We start from the raw sequence: 15,399 nt of genomic DNA, 5'->3' as shown, positions 1-15,399 counted from the left end.
CGTGAAAGTGCGCGCGTCGTTTGATAGTGGACCCTCTAATCAGGACGCGGCACTTCTACCAATCAATTCAGCTGATACGAGAACGTCGCGTTGATGCGCGGACTACGCGACGCGCTTTCCACTGGCGCGTCGCCGATGGCTTTGGCCACGGAGAGATCCAGGCTGTAATACTTCGCATCCGAGATGCGAAAGCCGAACGCAATCGACGAAAGCTTCGAAGGCGAGGGCGTACCTGCATGCAAATACACGCGCGCCATATCGAACGAAACGTAAGGTGTGAGCGTGCGCAGATAAGTGAAGCCCGGTGTGAACGCGCGGTTGACTTCCAGTATCGCGCCCCAGCCCGAATCGCCCGAGGCTTCGCCCGGCTGATAGCCCTGCGCGAAACGCTGCGCGCCGAACGAGATCTGCTCGGAGGTCGGCAGCGACACGCCGCTGTATTGGCCTGTCAGCGAGACCGCCGTGCCGATCTTCAACGGCCATTCGTTGGTTTGCGAGAAGGTGGCGCCGGTGCGCACGAAGTTGATCGACGCCGGATTGGTGACCGGCGAGCCCGGCACGTTCGAGTCGCCGGATTTGGACGCGCCCAGGATGTCGAACGCCTTCGCCACGTTGACGCTCGCACGGCGCACCTGGCCCGTCTGCACGCTGGTGTAATCGGCCTGCAACTGCATGACCCGCACTTGCGAGCGGAAGCCGATCTGTGCGCCGGTGTCGTGATTGTTGTAGCGATCCTCGTCGTGCGACGCATAGACCGACGCTGTGCCGATCACGCTTTGCGTGTTGCTCAGCAGGATCGGATACGCCAGCGAACCGCCGATCTTGTCGTTGATGACCGTGCGTTCGATGCTGGAGGGCAAGCCGGGATTGTCGGTCGGATTGCCGCGATAGTGCGAGGCGTCGATCTTCGCGACCAGTCCGTTGCTGCCGATCGGCACGGCGCCGTGGGCGGCGAGATAGGTGACGTTGTCACGCCCCTTCGGCAGCAGCGCCGACACGCTCAATTGTTCTCCGAATGAAGTCAGCCCGTTTTCGGTGGCGGTCAGAAGCCCCTGCACGCCGGGGTGATTGAAATCGATCCCGGTGCTGACGTCGAACGGCTTGCGCTCCACGTTCAGTTCGAGCGTGGTGGCGCCGTCGGTGTTCTGCGGCGGCGGCACGTTGGCCGCGACCTTCACGCCCGGCAGCAGGCCGAGCACGTTGACGTAGCGCTCGAACGTAGCGCGTCGCAGCGGCCGGTCGGCCGTGATGTGATCGGCGATCGCGCGGATCTTGTCTTCCACGGCACCGGCCTTGCCCGTCACCTTGACGGCGGACACGTAGCCTTCCACCACCGTCACGCGCACCACGCCGTCTTGGAATGTCTGCGCCGGAATGAAGGCGAACGAGAGCGCGAAGCCGCGGTCCTGATAGAGCTTCGTGACGCTGTTGGCGACCTGGATCAGATCGCCGATCGTCGTGTCCTTGCCGACGAGCGGCGTGAAGCGTTGCGCGACATCGTCGAAGGGAATGGACTTCACGCCCTCCACCTGCACGCGCGACGGCGTGATGTGGCGGGCAAGCAATTCTTCGAGTTGGGGGGCTTGCGGCGCGACCTGCACGGTCACGTTCGGACCTTTGTCGGGCGCCTTGATCTGCGGCAGCGAATCCAGCGGATTGCCGCCCACCGCCGAACCGCCTGGGCGGGACTGCGCATGCGCTTGCATGGGCAGGGTACTCGCCGCAAGCGCGGCGAGTACGACGGTACCTATGTTGCTATACCCGAGTTTCATCGGATTTCCCTCGTATATCGTTCTTGTGTCGCGGACGCACCGCCTGGCCGGGCGGTGCGCGAGCGCTTATGTGCGGCTCGACGCGTATTGCGATGCTTGCATGTATTACGTCACGTGCTCCGCGGGGCTTGAGCGCTCGCCGCAAAAGCGCGCAGCACGTGATGAGTCGGACCGGTCATGCGCATTACCTGATTCGCTGCGGCTTGCATGATTCGATGAACAGCCGCGCGGCAAGTCTCAGCGGATGGCTGATGCAAGCCGCGGCGATTGAATAGTTAGACTAACTACTTATGGTTCGACGGAGTCAGGCCACCGAGCAGGGTCGTCAAGCCGTTGGTCGCCGTGCCCGAGCCGCTCGTCGAACCTGCGGCCGAGCCGAGCGTGCCGGTCAACTGGCCGACCAGCGCGGTCACCGGCGCGAGCGCCTGGCCGCTGCCGCCCGAGCCGCCGCCCAAGCCGCCGCTCGTGACGCCGGACAGTGCGCCCGTCAGCGTCGACAACGGATTCGATGCGCTACCCGAGCCGCCTAACGCCGACGTCAGCGAACTCAGCGGCGAGCCGCTCAAACCCGAGGAAGTCAGCGATCCCAGCGGCGTGCCGCCGAGCGTCGAGCTCAGGCCGGCCAGCGGTGTGCCGCCGAGCAGCGTCGACAGTGAGCCGACCGGATTGCTGCCGAGCCCGAGACTCGCCAGCGAGCTTTGCAGCGGGCCGAACGGGTTGCTGCTGGCGGGCGGCCCATCGGCGACGCCCACGCTCGTCGCGCCGACGAGGCTCGTGATCAGTCCGGGAAGCGGCATCGCGCCATTCGGGCCGTTCGGATTGACCAGGCCGCCCGCTTTGGTCACGGTGTTGCCGAGCGAGCCGACCAGCGTGCCGAGATCGGCGCCAAGCGGATTTTGCGTGGCGTCGCCCACTTGCGAGCCCGCGGAACTCAATGCACCGCCCACTTTCGCGAGCACGCCGCCGAGCGGCGCGCCGAGGCCGGTCTGCGTACCGACCGTTTGCGTGACGAGTCCGGCCGTCGTCACGATCGGCGTGATGGCGGTGCTGACTGGTTGAGTGATCTGCTGCACGGGCACAGAGCCGAGCGCGTTGCCGAGCGTCGCGCCACCGGCGTTGAGTGCGCCCGCAGCGGTGGAGAGCGCGCTGGCCAAAGGTGTCGTGAGCGGCGCCAGTGGCGCGAGTTTGCCGCTGCCGAGGCCGCCGACGGCAGTGCTCAGCCCTTGCACGACGCCGCTCGTCGAACCGACCACCGAGCCGAGTCCGGCGACCGTGGTGCCGACCGGATTGGCCGTCGTGCCGGTCTGGCCGACGCCGTTGCTTACGGCATCGGCCAGCGAGTTCAGCGTGCTGCTCGTGCTCGACACCGCGTTGCCGAGCCCTTGCGTGACTTGCGGGCTGAGGCCCGGAATGGTCTGCGAGGCGATCGCCGTGCCTAGGTCGCCGGTGGTCTGCCCGGCCGCGGTGGCGACGCCGGTCGTGCCCGTCTTCGCGGTGGTGCCGCTGCCGCTGCCGGTGTTGGTCGAACCCGAGCCGCTGCCGCTACCGGTATTCGAGGTGGTGGGCGGCGCGCTGACGGTGCTGCCGCCACACGCCGCGAGCAGGCCGGCGACCGCCACGGCAATCAATGGCGCACGCAACGACGACACGGTCGCGCACGTCGCATGGAGAGAAAAAAAACGTTGTGTGGACATGTGTGCTCCTCTGTGTCTTCTGGATGTCGTGTGCGTTGGTTTCAGTGCGCCGTTGCAACGGATGTCTGAGCGGCGCGGCCCAGTTCAGCCAGGTTTCGGGAAGCGCCGGGACGCGGCTGGTGGGCCGCGCTCGGGCTGGGTCTCGCTCGACGTTTTTCGCTGTTCCCGAGAGGGCTGCTTACTTCTTGCCCAAGCCGCCGAGCAGGCCGCCCACGAGCGACGTCACCGGTGCGAGCGGATTGTTCGAGGCGCCTTTGCCCGTGCCGGTCGACAGCGACAGGCCGGCGCCTGAGCTGGTGGAAGCGGCGGCGGTCGTGGTGGTCGGCGCGGCGCCTGCCGTGGTGGCCACGCCGCCGAGCGCGCCGGTGACGCCCGACAGCAAGCCGGTGACCGGTGCGAGCGGGCCGCTGCTGCCGCCGGCCGCGCCGGAGAGGCTGCCTGTCACGGTGGAGAGCAAGCCGGTGACGGGCGCGAGCGGGCTGCCGCCGCTCGATGCGCCGCTGGCGGCGCCAGTCAAGCCACCGAGTGCGCTGGTGAGCGGCGCAAGCGGGCCGCTGCCGGTACCGCCGGTCAAGCCGCCGAGTGCGCTAGTGAGCGGCGCAAGCGGGCCGCTGCCGGTGCCGCCGGTCAAGCCGCCGAGCGCGCCGGTAAGCGGCGCAAGCGGGCCGCTGCCGGTACCGCCGGTCAAGCCACCGAGCGCGCTGGTGAGCGGCGCAAGCGGATTGCCGCCGCTGCCGCCCGTGAGCAAGCCGCCGACTGAAGCGACCGTCGCGCCGGTGTCGGTGACTGTATGGCCGAGTGCGGCCGTAACCGGGTTGCCGCCGGTCGCGCTCAACAGCACGCCCGCCTTGCCGAGTCCGCCGCCGGCCGTCGAGAGCAGGCCGTTGAGCGGCGCGCCGAGACCCGTGGTGTTGCCGACCGTTTGCGTGGTCGCGGCGACCATCGACGTGATCGGCGTGATCGCCGTGCTGAGGGTTTGCGTGACTTGCTGGACCGGGCCCGTCGAGAGGGCGGTGGTGAGCGTGCTGCCGCCGTTGGTGACCGCGCCGCCGAGCGTGTTGATGACGCCGCCGAGCGGCGTGGTGATCGCCGACAGCGGAGCGAGGGGGCCGCTGCCGAGACTCGTCACGAGGTTGCCCGCGTCCGTCACTGCGCCGCCGACATGGCTCACGACACCGCCCACGCTCGACACCGTCGTGCCGACAGCGTTGCCGCCGGTGCCGAGCTGACCGAGCCCTTGCGACACGCCGTTGCCGAGCGTCGACACGGCCGAACCGACTTGCTGGACGATGCCGCCGGCGGACTGCGTGGTTTGCGAGCTGACGCCAGGCAGCGTCTGCGAACCGATCACGGTACCGATGCCGGTGACCGCCGAGCCGGCGTCGCTCACCACACCGCCCGTGTTGCCGACCACCGTGCCGAGCGCATTGGCGACGGGCGTCTTACCCGTACCTGTACCCGTGCCTGTGCCTGTTCCCGAACCGTTGCTACCCGTGGTCGTGTTCGCACCTGCGCCCGCACCGGACCCAGAGCCGCCCGAGCCCGTCGAGCCGCTGCCGCTCGTGGAAAGTGTGCCGCCGGCGGAGCCGCTGCCGCTGCTGCCGGTGCCGGAACTCAGGCTGCCGGAGCCTCCGCAAGCACCAAGAGAAAGCATCGCGGCCACGCTGGCTGCAATCAGGGTTGCCCGTAATGTCGTGGTGGTCGTTTGAATGTTCATGTCGCCCTCGCATCGCATGTGTTGTTGGATGTTGCTGGTGCCTGTCTCTGCACGAGCCGTGCCATTTCGACTGAACAATGCGGAGGATTTTTTCGACGCGAGCGGCAGCGCCACGCGTGACAAGGCTTTGCGAGGAACTGACGGAGCGTGCGCTAAACCAGACTGCGCTCGCGTAACGCGATGTGCGGCGCATTCGCACGGCCGGCGTAACGTAACGAGCCGCGCGCGCCGTTACGACGTACGGCGTAACGCAGCCGCACGAAACCGGTCCGCGCGCTTGAAACGTTCTGTTGAAACAAATAATTAGTGGAGCGAATCTAACTTATGGTTATTCCTATGTGCTGCAACGCACGAACTGCCGTTAACTAGAGTGAGTGGTAAAAATGCATACGGGATGAGGATCGGCGCAGCGGACAATTGCTTAAAAATGATTGTTCGGCTATAAAACCCGAAAGCACTGAAGATTGATGACGGAGGTGGGTTATCGAACAGACAACTCATACGCAAGTGTTTTATTGAAGGGCGGCTGCAAGGCATGGCGCTGCGGTGCAATAAACGAGACCGGGAATGAGAGCTCAACGGTCCGCGCAACCCACGCACATCGCCGAGAAATGCAGAACGATACGAACGAAATAAATGAAGTCCGAGGGTTCAAATGAAAAAATTCGCACAACGCTTCCTGACCGATAACAAGGGCGTGACGGCTATCGAATATGGCCTCATCGCAGGCCTCGTCGTGCTCGTGATCGCTACCGCGGTGACGAATGTCGGCACCAACGTCTCGAGTGTTTTGCAGCAAGTCGCGGACAAGATAGCACCCGCCGCTCCGGCCGCATCGTAAAAGGCAAACCGTAAGCGTTGCGCGAAGCAGCTGGCGTTTCGACGTCCGCCTGCTTCGTCGGCGTAATAACGCATCGCTGAATCGTTAATGTGGATTGCATTGCAATCCGCATGGCGCAGCTTCGCCTGTCGAGTGCGAAATGAATGTTTCCGTGGGCATTTTGTTATTTATCGCGTGGGCAGCGGTAGTCGCAATTAGCGATTGCCGTTGGCGGCGTATATCCAATTCAGTCATTGTCGCCGGTCTGGCGGCGGCATTTTGCTGCGCGTTTTTTCAATGCGGGCCTTTCGGCATTTCGCTGACTCAGTCAGGAATGGGCGCATTAATCGGTCTTGTTGCATTGCTGCCGTTTTTCGCGCTCGGCGTGATGGGCGCCGCGGATGTCAAAGTCTTCGCCGTCCTCGGCGCATGGTGCGGCATGCACGTGTTGCCCGGTCTATGGATGGCCGCGAGCCTCGCGGCCGGCGTGCACGCATTGTGGCTTCTGATCACCACGCGCACGCGGCTCGCGGGCCTGGCCCGTCAACCCGGCGCCACGTTCGAACTCGCCGGCAAAGCATCCACGCCTTATGCGGCGTGTCTCGCCGTGGCCGCGAGCGGCTGGCTCGTTCTTCACGGCATGGCGGGAAGCGTGCGATGAAAAGCGCCAAGACGCAACGCGCGCGCTCGCCGCATCGGCGCATCGAGGCGCGCCGCGCGCATGCGCAACGCGGCGCCACGGCCGTCGAATTCGCGCTGGTGTTCCCGCTTTTCTTCACGATCCTGTACGCGATCGTCACCTTCAGTCTGATTCTCGTCGCACAGCAGAATCTGACGCTGGCCGCGGAAGAGGGCGCGCGCGCCGCGCTGAACTGGCAGAGCAACACGTCGATGCAAACCGCGTTGACCAATCGCGGCAACGCTGCCTGCGCGGCGGCGAAGCTGGTCGCCGCGACGCTCGTGCAGTCGATGCAATGCACGCCGTCTTCCGCGGCATGCGGGCCGAGCGGCGCGATGCAATGCGTGAATGTCCTGGTGAGCTACGACTATCAGGCCAATCCGCTGGTGCCGAGCTTGCCGTTGCTGGGATTCGCGCTGCCGAACACGCTCACGAGCAGCGCCACGGTCCAACTCAATCCGGAGAACATTCAGTGACGCACGCGCCGGCACCCAGCTCCTTCGACCTCCTGGCCCGTCAACGTGTGATCGAACGCGCGCACGGCACGGCATCGTTTAACCGAAGCAGTCAATCTTCATGCCGAATCTGACCAAAATTCTTGCGGGCGTTCTGATCGCGGTCGCGCTCGTGCTCGGCCTGTTCGCGTGGTCGCTGTCGCGCCGCCCGGCGCCGGTCGCGGTCACGCCCGCCACGCAAGCGAGCTTCCGGGTGGTGGTGGCGACTCACACGTTGGCGGCGGGCAAAGCCATCACCGTCGACGACGTGCGCGTGCAGTCGCTGCCCATCAATCCGAACGGCGCCTTCACGGACCCCGCGCAACTGGCCGGGCGCGTGCCGAACGCGGAGATCGGCGCGCAATCGCCGGTGCTGGAAAGCCAGTTGTCCTCGGGACTCGCCGAGCGCGTCGAACCGGGCGAGCGCGCGCTTGCTGTGCGGGTCGACGAAGGCAACGCGGTCGGCAACCGGTTGCGGCCCGGCAATTTCGTCGACGTATTTTTCACGCTCAAGCGCGACGCCAGCATCGGCAACGGCGGTGAAATCGACCGCACGCAGGCGCGTTTGCTGATGTCAAAAGTGCGTGTGCTCGCGTTCGGCAATGCGACCGTGAGCGGCGACAGCGCAGGCGATCCGAACGGCATGGTCCGTACCGCGGTGCTGGCGGTGCCGGTCGCCGATATCGACCGCTTGACGCTCGCCGAGAGCGCCGGCCGTCTGATCTTCGCGTTGCGCAATCCCAAGGATCCCGAAGTAATCGACCAAAGCGTATTGCCGGTCTATCCGAGCGTGCTGAAGACGGCGGCGCACGCGGGCGCCGCCGAGCCGCTGCGGGACTCGACGCGCGCCGCAGCCGGCGTGGCGCTCGATACGTTGTCGGGCACCGCCAATACGAGTGGCGCGGGCGCCGCCGCGAGGCCGCCGTTGCCGCATATACCGCTGCCGCCGACGCGCGTGGCGGGCAATACCAACAGTACAAAGAGCGGTATCGAAGTGATACGGGGTGGGCGCGCCGAAACGGTCGCCTGGTAAGTGGTTTCAGGGAGCGGACGGCCAGTCGCGTCCAATAACTACATGACAGAACGGATTTTTGTTTTCGGGAAGGCGGCGTGCCTAGGTCTGGCTTTGCTGGCCGTATCGGCGGCGACGGATGCGGCCGGTCCGGCGCAGCGGGCGCAAGCCGCGCCGGCGGCCCAGCCGTCGCAGGCCGCGTTTGCCGCGCCCGCGCAAGGCATCGACCTGACGGTCGGCGCGCAGCGGCAGATCGCTGTCGGCCACACGCTGCAGCGTGTCGCGATCGGCGATCCGTCGGTGGCCGACGTGCTGATCATCAAGGGCGACAAGCGCGGCGGCGTGCTGCTGGTCGGCAAGGCCGCCGGCACCACCAACCTGATGCTATGGGCGCGCGATCGTGACGCGCCGCTGCAATACACCGTCAACGTGACCACGCCGGCGGCCGCCTCGCTGCTCGGCGCCGATACGCCGGCCGTCAAGGTGCTCGGCGGCACCGCGATCGTGTCCGGCACGTCGGCGACCATGGAGGCGCACCAGCGCGCCGTGGTCGCGGCAGAGGGCTCGCTCGGCAAGGACGGTGCGGTATTCGACACGTCGACGGTCGCAAGCCGCGCGGTCGTGCAGGTGGATGTGCGGGTCGTCGAGTTCAGCCGTTCGGTGCTCAAGGAAGTGGGCTTCAACTTCTTCAAGCAGAACAACGGCTTCACGTTCGGCTCGTTCGCGCCCTCGGCGTTGACCTCGGTATCGGCGACGCCGGGGCAGGCGCCGAGCATGACGGGTGTGACGCCGATCTCGTCGGCGTTCAACCTGATCTTCAACTCCGCGACGCACGGCCTGTTCGCCAACCTGAGCCTGCTGGAAAGCAACAACCTCGCGCGCGTGCTGGCCGAGCCGACGCTCGTGGCCTTGTCCGGCCAGAGCGCCAGTTTCCTTGCCGGCGGCGAGGTGCCGATTCCGGTGCCGCAGGCGCTCGGCTCGACGTCGATCGAATTCAAGCCGTATGGCGTGGGGCTCACGCTCACGCCGACCGTGCTGAGCCCGCAGCGCATTGCGCTGAAAGTCGCGCCGGAGGCGAGCCAACTGGACTTTGCCAACGCGGTGACGATCAGCGGCGTGTCGGTGCCCGCGTTCACCACGCGGCGTGCCGATACCACCGTCGAACTCGGCGATGGCGAGAGCTTCGTGATCGGCGGGCTGATCGATCGCGAGACGGCGTCGAATGTGTCGAAGGTGCCGTTGCTCGGCGATCTGCCGGTGATCGGCACGTTCTTCAAGCAATTGAACTATCAGCAGAACGAGAAGGAGCTGGTGATCATCGTGACGCCGCATCTGGTCTCGCCGCTCGCCAGGGGCGCGACCTTGCCGTCGACGCCGGGCGAGCAGTCCGAGCAGCGCAACGGGCCGGTGTGGCGTTCGCTGATCGGCGGCGTGGCGGCGCGCGATGCGTCGCCGGGATTTTCGAAATGAAGCCGGCAGCCGCTCGCGGAGCGCGCCGGATGAACACGGGTGTGATCCGGCGCGCGCGCGAACCGCGTGCGTGCGCCGGCAAGCGGTACGACGTGGGGGCTTTGCCGCCTGTGCGGCACGAGGATGTGCAACATGAACGCGAGAACGCATTCATTGACTGAACGGGCGGTCACCGATTATTTCGTGTTTGCGTCGCTGGCCGACGAGCACGTGCATTGGCTCGCCGATACGCTGGTGGGCGCCGGCGTGGTCGAAGCGGTCACGCTCGATCCGTCGATGCTGATGCAGCGCATCGCGGCGCTCAATCCGTCGCTGGTGTTCGTCGATTTTTCCGGCGGCCGAGCCGCGGCGGCGAGCGCTGCCGCGAACGCGGTGCGCACCGCTTATCCAGGCATGCAGATCGTCGCGCTGGGCTCGCTCGCCGAACCCGAAAGCGCGTTGGCGGCATTGCGCGCCGGCGTGCGCGATTTCATCGATCTGTCGGCGCCGGCCGAAGACGCGTTGCGTATCACACGCCAGGTGCTCGACAACCTCGTCGAGCCGGTCAGCCGCCATGGCCATGTCACCGCGCTGCTTGGCGCGCGCATCGGCATGGGCGTGAGCACGCTGGCGGCGAATCTCGCGGTGCTGCTGCAACGGCGCGACTCCGCGCAGGGCCGGCAAGCCGCCTTGCTCGATCTCGGCCTGCCGGCCGCCGACGGCTCGCTGCTGCTGAACACGCGCAGCGAATTCAATTTTGTCGAAGCCGTGCGCAATCTGCGCCGCTTCGATCAGACCTTCGTGCATACCGCGCTGTCGCATCACACGAGCGGCCTCGCGCTCACCACGCTGCCGCCGAATCTCGCCGACATGCGCGAGGTGTCCTATTCGTCGTCGATCGGCTTGCTGAACCGTCTGCGCGCGTTCTTCGACCAGCAGATCGTCGACCTCGGCGGCTTCACCAACAGCGAGTTCATCGCTCACGTCGTGCAGGCGGCCGACGAAACCTGGCTGCTGTGCGACCAGGGCGTGGCCTCGATCGTGTCGGCCGTCGGCGTGCTCGACGCATTGCGCGAAGAGGGCGTGGATACCGCGAACGTGCGTCTGATCGTCAACAAGTTCGACGCCGAGCTCGGCCTCGCCGCCGCGCAGATCGCGCAGCGTCTGGACATTGCGCTGCTCACCACCTTGCCGGAGCGGCGCATCGCGCTCGGCCAGGCGGCCAATCAGGGACATCTGCTGGTCGATACCGCCGCGCGCGATCCCTATGTGCGCGCGCTCGAGCCGTTGATCGAGCGGCTCGGCGGCGGCGAGCGCGCGGCGGCACAGGTGCGCGGCAAATCGGCACTCGGCGCGCTCAAGCGCTTCATTCCAACCACTCACAAGCGGTCATAGACGATGGCAAAAGAGATCGAATTTGCCGACGACGCGCCTTCGTTCGCGCATAGCCAGCAGTTCCAGGACATCAAGAACGCGGCGCACGAACATCTGCTCACGCGCATCGAAGAACTCGGCTCCGAGTTCGGCCGCTGGTCGCGTAACGCGATCAACCAGTTCGTCGATCTGGAGATGGACAGCTTCGTCAGGCTGCGCCGGATACCGATCAACGAAAGCGAGGTGCGCCTGATCGCCGAGGCGCTGACCAAGGAACTCGCGGGCTTCGGTCCGATCGAGGATCTGCTCGCCGATCCGGCCGTCGAAGACATTCTGATCAACGGCTATAACGACGTGTACGTGTCGCGCCACGGCATTCTCACGCGCATCCAGGTGCGCTTTGCGGATAACGCGCATCTGCTGCGGATCGTGCGGCGCATTCTCGCGCCGATCGGCCGCCGTCTGGATGAATCGAATCCGATGGTCGATGCGCGTTTGCCGAACGGCGGCCGCGTGAACGTGGTGATCGAGCCGCTTTCGATCGACGGTCCGATCGTCTCGATCCGCAAGTTCCGCAAGGATCCGATGCGGCCCGACGATCTGCTCGGCAACGGCACCTACAGCCCGGAAATCGGCGCACTGCTCGAAGCCGCGGTGGCGGCGCGCTGCAACGTGCTGGTGTCGGGCGGCACGAGTTCGGGCAAGACCTCGCTGCTCAACGCGCTGGCCTTTCATATTCCCGAGCCGGAACGGGTCGTGACGATCGAGGACACCGCCGAACTGTCGCTGAACCATCCGCACGTGGTGCGGCTCGAAAGCCGGCCGGGCGGTTTCGACGGCTCGGGCATCGTGACGATTCGCGACCTGCTGCGCAATACGTTGCGGATGCGGCCGGACCGCATCATCGTCGGCGAAGTGCGCGGCGGCGAAGTGCTCGAAATGCTGCAGGCGATGAACACCGGCCACGACGGCTCGATGGGCACCGTGCACGCCAGCTCGCCGCGCGAATGTCTGTACCGGCTCGAAATGCTGGCCGGTTTCGCGGGCTTCCAGGGTACCGAGTCGAGTCTGCGCCGCCAGATCGCCAACGCGATCGACTTCATCGTGCAGATCGGGCGGCTCTCCAACGGGCGCCGGCGGATTCTGTCGGTCACGGAAGTGACGGGCCTGTCGGACAACATCATTGCGACTCAGGAGCTGTATCGCTATGAGCCGATCCTGACGGCCGAAGGCGACGAACTCGACAACTGGGTTTCGCTGGGCATTCATCCGCACTCGCCGAAGCTGGCGCGTTTCCGTCAGGCGCTGGGAGGCGGTGAAGCAGGCAGTGCGTTCGGCAATGCGGGCTTCGGCGGATCGGGCGGCGGCGGTTTCGGTGGCGGTGGCTTCGGCGGCGGCAGTGGCGGCTTTGGCGGCGGCGGGTTCGGCGGAGGCTTCAATGTCTAGCGCGGTTCTGGTCTTCGCGGCGCTCGCGCTGCTGTGCGCGGCGCTTGCCTTGCTGCTCTGGCAGCGCGGCGCGCAACGCAAAGGCCAGGCAAGTGCGGAGCGTTATATCGATAGCCGCATGGCGATGCCGGCCGGCGCAGCCATGGGCGGCATGGGCGGCGGTGCGGCAAGCACGGCGCGCGCCGCCCCCGCGCGCGTCACGGCCCAGCACGCCGTGATCGCGCCGCAGGCGCCGCCGGCCGATGCGGGCTGGCTCGCGCGCTGGCGCTACGGCCAGGCGCGCGTGCGCTTCATGGTGCAACACGCGATGGCGCGTGCCGGCATTGCCAATGCCAAAGCGCCTGCCGCGATCGCCGGCACGATCGTGGTGCTGCTGTGCGGCTGGGCCGCCATGGTGGGCGGCGCGCTCGCGGCCTGCGTCGCGTTGATCGCCTGCGTGATGTTCTTCTATTTTCTGCTGACGATGCGCGTGAACAAACGCCGTCAGCAGATCGTGCGGCAGTTGCCGCTCTTTCTCGACGGCATCGTGCGTCTGATTACGCTCGGCAACAGTGTGCCGGCAGCCTTCCAGGCCGCGCTGCAAACCACCGAGGCGCCGTTGCGCGAATGCCTCGACTACGTGTCGCGGATGTTGCGCACCGGCGTCGAAATCGACCGCGCGCTGTCGCAGGTGGCCGCGATCTATAGCGTGCGCGAACTCGAACTGGTCGGCGCCGTGCTGCGGCTGTCGGTCAAATACGGCGGCCGCGCCGACGTGATGCTCGAGCGGATGGCCTCGTTCATGCGCGATCTCGAACACGCCGAGCGCGAGCTGGTGGCGATGTCGGCGGAAACGCGGCTGTCGTCGTGGGTGCTGGCCATGTTGCCGATCGGCATCGGCGGTTTTCTGATTCTCTCCAATCCTAAGTATTTCGCCTCGATGTGGTTCGATCCGACTGGCCGGCAGCTGGTCTATCTGGCGTTCGTGCTGCAGGTGCTAGGGGCGTACCTGCTGTACCGCCTCGCGAATCTGAGGAATTGACGATGCAGACTCAACAACTCCTCGCACTCGCACTGGCTCTCGCCGCGCTCGGTTTGCTGCTGATCGCCGGCCTGATGCTGGCGCGCGTCGCGGCCGCGCGACGCAGCGAACGCACGCTGCGGCATGCGCTCGACGAGCGCGCGTTGCAAAGCGCGGCGCTCGCGGCCGCGGCGGCGCGTGGCGCGGAGGGCGCGCAGGCTGGCGCGAAGGCAGCCGTGCGCAGCGTGCCGCCCACGGGTTTCAAGGGCCTGCTCGAACGCTTCGCGCATACGGGGATTCGCTGGCTCGACACGCCGTTCGGCCGCCAGGTCGTTGCTGAAGAAGATCGCCGGCTGCTGGAGCAATGCGGCTTCGTGGATACGCGCACGCGCGGCCTGTTTCTGCTTGCGCGGCTCGTGGGCGCGCTGGTGCTGCCGGTGCTCGCCGGTACGCTGGCGAGCGCCCATCTGGACGGGTCCCGCTATGCGGCGCTGGTGATCGTCGCCGTGATGACGGGCTTCATGTTGCCGAAGTTCGTGTTGCGGCGGCGTGCCGGCAAGCGCCGTCGCGCGGTGGCCGACGAATTGCCGCTGCTGGTCGATTTGCTGCGTCTTCTGCAAGGCGTGGGTTTGTCGCTCGATCAGAGCTTGCAGGTGGTGGTCAACGATTTTCGCGGCATGCTGCCAGTGCTCGCCGGCGAACTGGAAATCGCGCAGCGTCAGTTTGCCGCCGGCCGCACGCGTGAGCAGTCGCTGAACCGGCTCGCGTCGAGTTACGACAACGAGGATCTGCGCGCGGTGGTGCGTTTGCTGGTGCAGGTCGACCGGCACGGCGGCGCGGTGCAGGAACCGCTCAAGCAGTTCGGCGACCGGCTGCGCGAGGCGCGCCGCGCGATGCTGCGCGAACGCATCGGCCGGCTCGCCGTGAAGATGACGGGCGTGATGATCGTCACGCTGTTGCCCGCGTTGATGATCGTCACAGCCGGCCCCGGTGTGCTGGCCGTCCAGCATTCGTTGGGCAAAATGAAGCACTAAGGATTTGCCATGACTCACAGTTTCTCATTCGATTCCGTCAAACAGGGCGCCCGCTTTGCGGCGGCGCTGGCCGCGTTGTCGCTGCTCGGCGCGTGTGCGTCCAGAGACGTCACGGGCTATGGCGTCGGGCCGCAGGCGGAACGCGCCGTGATGGCGCAGCAGGCCAATAAGGATCCCGCGCCGGACACGCCCGGCATGTACCTCGGCCTGATCGATCAGATGCAATCGCAAGGGCTGTACTTCGCTTCGCTCGCACATATCGACGCATACGACAAACAGTACGGCGCGAGCCCCGATTCGATTCTTCTGCGCGCCGACGCGCTGCGCATGACCGATCAGCCGGCCGCCGCCGCGAACGCATACGGACAACTGCTGAAGACGCCGCTCGCCACGCGCGGTTATCGCGGCCTCGGTCTGATCGCGGGCGCGGCGGGCGACTTCGCGCGCGCCGCGCAGGAATTGCAGCAGGCCGTCCAGCTCGCGCCGACCGATGCGACGACGCTGTCGGACCTCGGCTATGCACGCTTGCGCGACGGCGATGTAGACGGCGCGCGCGTGCCGCTCATGAAGGCGGCGGAACTCGACCAGGCCAATCCGAAGATCGTCAGCAACGTTGCGCTTTATCTGCTTGCCAATGGCAACCAGGCGCAGGCGCTGGCGATCATGAACCAGCAGAAGCTCGCACCGGACGTGCGCGCCGCGATCCGCAGCGATGCGGCGAAAGTGGCCGCGGCTGGGCGCGCGCAAACACGCGGTGCGCCGGCGCAACAAGACTCGGGCGCGCTCGGCACGGGTGCGCGCACGGTGGCGAGCGCGCAGGGCATCGAGCCCGCGCCGCGTCTGTTGCAGCGTTTCGCGCAATGAGCGCGCAGCGACTTCGTGGTGATGCATCGGGCAATCAGGGAGCA

Annotated in this window: 13 protein-coding genes; 10 read left to right on the top strand and 3 right to left on the bottom strand. The window is 66.5% G+C overall.

All coding sequences use genetic code 11. The annotated features are described in order from the left end of the window. Positions 1 to 62: 62 nt before the first annotated feature. The 3 genes from ACFSNN_RS19740 to ACFSNN_RS19730 form a co-directional block, all read right to left on the bottom strand. Positions 63 to 1,772, bottom strand: a complete 1,710-nt coding sequence (locus tag ACFSNN_RS19740; RefSeq protein ID WP_134456378.1) for a ShlB/FhaC/HecB family hemolysin secretion/activation protein — start codon at positions 1,770 to 1,772, stop codon at positions 63 to 65. 284 nt (positions 1,773 to 2,056) lie between these two features. After that, complete coding sequence (locus tag ACFSNN_RS19735) at positions 2,057 to 3,466, bottom strand: collagen-like triple helix repeat-containing protein (RefSeq protein ID WP_134456377.1); 1,410 nt, start codon at positions 3,464 to 3,466, stop codon at positions 2,057 to 2,059. A 178-nt stretch (positions 3,467 to 3,644) separates the two neighbouring features. Next, positions 3,645 to 5,183 (bottom strand): collagen-like triple helix repeat-containing protein, encoded by a 1,539-nt coding sequence (locus ACFSNN_RS19730; RefSeq protein ID WP_134456376.1) that lies wholly within the window; start codon positions 5,181 to 5,183, stop codon positions 3,645 to 3,647. 655 nt (positions 5,184 to 5,838) lie between these two features. Here ACFSNN_RS19730 and ACFSNN_RS19725 point away from each other — a divergent pair. From ACFSNN_RS19725 to ACFSNN_RS19680, 10 genes are all read left to right on the top strand, one after another. Beyond that, positions 5,839 to 6,024: a Flp family type IVb pilin gene (locus ACFSNN_RS19725; RefSeq protein ID WP_134456375.1), complete on the top strand. Its 186-nt coding sequence runs from the start codon at positions 5,839 to 5,841 to the stop codon at positions 6,022 to 6,024. A 139-nt stretch (positions 6,025 to 6,163) separates the two neighbouring features. Beyond that, on the top strand, positions 6,164 to 6,664 hold the full coding sequence (locus ACFSNN_RS19720) for an A24 family peptidase (RefSeq protein ID WP_134456374.1): 501 nt from the start codon (positions 6,164 to 6,166) through the stop codon (positions 6,662 to 6,664). Continuing rightward, positions 6,661 to 7,158, top strand: a complete 498-nt coding sequence (locus ACFSNN_RS19715; RefSeq protein ID WP_134456373.1) for a TadE/TadG family type IV pilus assembly protein — start codon at positions 6,661 to 6,663, stop codon at positions 7,156 to 7,158. The genes ACFSNN_RS19720 and ACFSNN_RS19715 overlap by 4 nt, the downstream gene beginning before the upstream one ends. Positions 7,159 to 7,258: 100 nt before the next feature. Further along, the gene (gene cpaB, locus ACFSNN_RS19710) at positions 7,259 to 8,209 is read left to right on the top strand and encodes a Flp pilus assembly protein CpaB (protein ID WP_134456372.1); all 951 of its coding nucleotides are present in this window, start codon (positions 7,259 to 7,261) and stop codon (positions 8,207 to 8,209) included. Positions 8,210 to 8,251: 42 nt separating this feature from the next. Then, on the top strand, positions 8,252 to 9,658 hold the full coding sequence (locus ACFSNN_RS19705; protein WP_134456371.1) for a type II and III secretion system protein family protein: 1,407 nt from the start codon (positions 8,252 to 8,254) through the stop codon (positions 9,656 to 9,658). 132 nt (positions 9,659 to 9,790) lie between these two features. Continuing rightward, on the top strand, positions 9,791 to 11,032 hold the full coding sequence (locus ACFSNN_RS19700; RefSeq protein ID WP_134456370.1) for a fimbrial protein: 1,242 nt from the start codon (positions 9,791 to 9,793) through the stop codon (positions 11,030 to 11,032). Between the two features lie 3 nt (positions 11,033 to 11,035). Then, entirely contained in the window at positions 11,036 to 12,457 is a 1,422-nt protein-coding gene (locus tag ACFSNN_RS19695) for a CpaF family protein (RefSeq protein WP_134456369.1), read from the top strand. After that, positions 12,450 to 13,478: a type II secretion system F family protein gene (locus tag ACFSNN_RS19690; protein ID WP_134456368.1), complete on the top strand. Its 1,029-nt coding sequence runs from the start codon at positions 12,450 to 12,452 to the stop codon at positions 13,476 to 13,478. Before ACFSNN_RS19695 ends, ACFSNN_RS19690 begins: the two co-directional genes overlap by 8 nt. A 2-nt stretch (positions 13,479 to 13,480) precedes the next feature. Further along, complete coding sequence (locus ACFSNN_RS19685) at positions 13,481 to 14,491, top strand: type II secretion system F family protein (protein ID WP_134456367.1); 1,011 nt, start codon at positions 13,481 to 13,483, stop codon at positions 14,489 to 14,491. A 9-nt stretch (positions 14,492 to 14,500) separates the two neighbouring features. Next, on the top strand, positions 14,501 to 15,355 hold the full coding sequence (locus ACFSNN_RS19680) for a tetratricopeptide repeat protein (protein WP_134456366.1): 855 nt from the start codon (positions 14,501 to 14,503) through the stop codon (positions 15,353 to 15,355). Positions 15,356 to 15,399: the final 44 nt, after the last annotated feature.

Source organism: Paraburkholderia dipogonis, from assembly GCF_042680985.1.
Classification (GTDB): domain Bacteria; phylum Pseudomonadota; class Gammaproteobacteria; order Burkholderiales; family Burkholderiaceae; genus Paraburkholderia; species Paraburkholderia phytofirmans.
This window is presented reverse-complemented; position numbering and strand designations above follow the sequence as displayed.

Bases quoted from the DNA above. Each gene is read 5' to 3' on its own strand.
- ACFSNN_RS19740 (WP_134456378.1), bottom strand. From the start codon at position 1,772: ATGAAACTCGGGTATAGCAACATAGGTACCGTCGTACTCGCCGCGCTT.
- ACFSNN_RS19735 (WP_134456377.1), bottom strand. From the start codon at position 3,466: ATGTCCACACAACGTTTTTTTTCTCTCCATGCGACGTGCGCGACCGTG.
- ACFSNN_RS19730 (WP_134456376.1), bottom strand. From the start codon at position 5,183: ATGAACATTCAAACGACCACCACGACATTACGGGCAACCCTGATTGCA.
- ACFSNN_RS19725 (WP_134456375.1), top strand. From the start codon at position 5,839: ATGAAAAAATTCGCACAACGCTTCCTGACCGATAACAAGGGCGTGACG.
- ACFSNN_RS19720 (WP_134456374.1), top strand. From the start codon at position 6,164: ATGAATGTTTCCGTGGGCATTTTGTTATTTATCGCGTGGGCAGCGGTA.
- ACFSNN_RS19715 (WP_134456373.1), top strand. From the start codon at position 6,661: ATGAAAAGCGCCAAGACGCAACGCGCGCGCTCGCCGCATCGGCGCATC.
- cpaB (WP_134456372.1), top strand. From the start codon at position 7,259: ATGCCGAATCTGACCAAAATTCTTGCGGGCGTTCTGATCGCGGTCGCG.
- ACFSNN_RS19705 (WP_134456371.1), top strand. From the start codon at position 8,252: ATGACAGAACGGATTTTTGTTTTCGGGAAGGCGGCGTGCCTAGGTCTG.
- ACFSNN_RS19700 (WP_134456370.1), top strand. From the start codon at position 9,791: ATGAACGCGAGAACGCATTCATTGACTGAACGGGCGGTCACCGATTAT.
- ACFSNN_RS19695 (WP_134456369.1), top strand. From the start codon at position 11,036: ATGGCAAAAGAGATCGAATTTGCCGACGACGCGCCTTCGTTCGCGCAT.
- ACFSNN_RS19690 (WP_134456368.1), top strand. From the start codon at position 12,450: ATGTCTAGCGCGGTTCTGGTCTTCGCGGCGCTCGCGCTGCTGTGCGCG.
- ACFSNN_RS19685 (WP_134456367.1), top strand. From the start codon at position 13,481: ATGCAGACTCAACAACTCCTCGCACTCGCACTGGCTCTCGCCGCGCTC.
- ACFSNN_RS19680 (WP_134456366.1), top strand. From the start codon at position 14,501: ATGACTCACAGTTTCTCATTCGATTCCGTCAAACAGGGCGCCCGCTTT.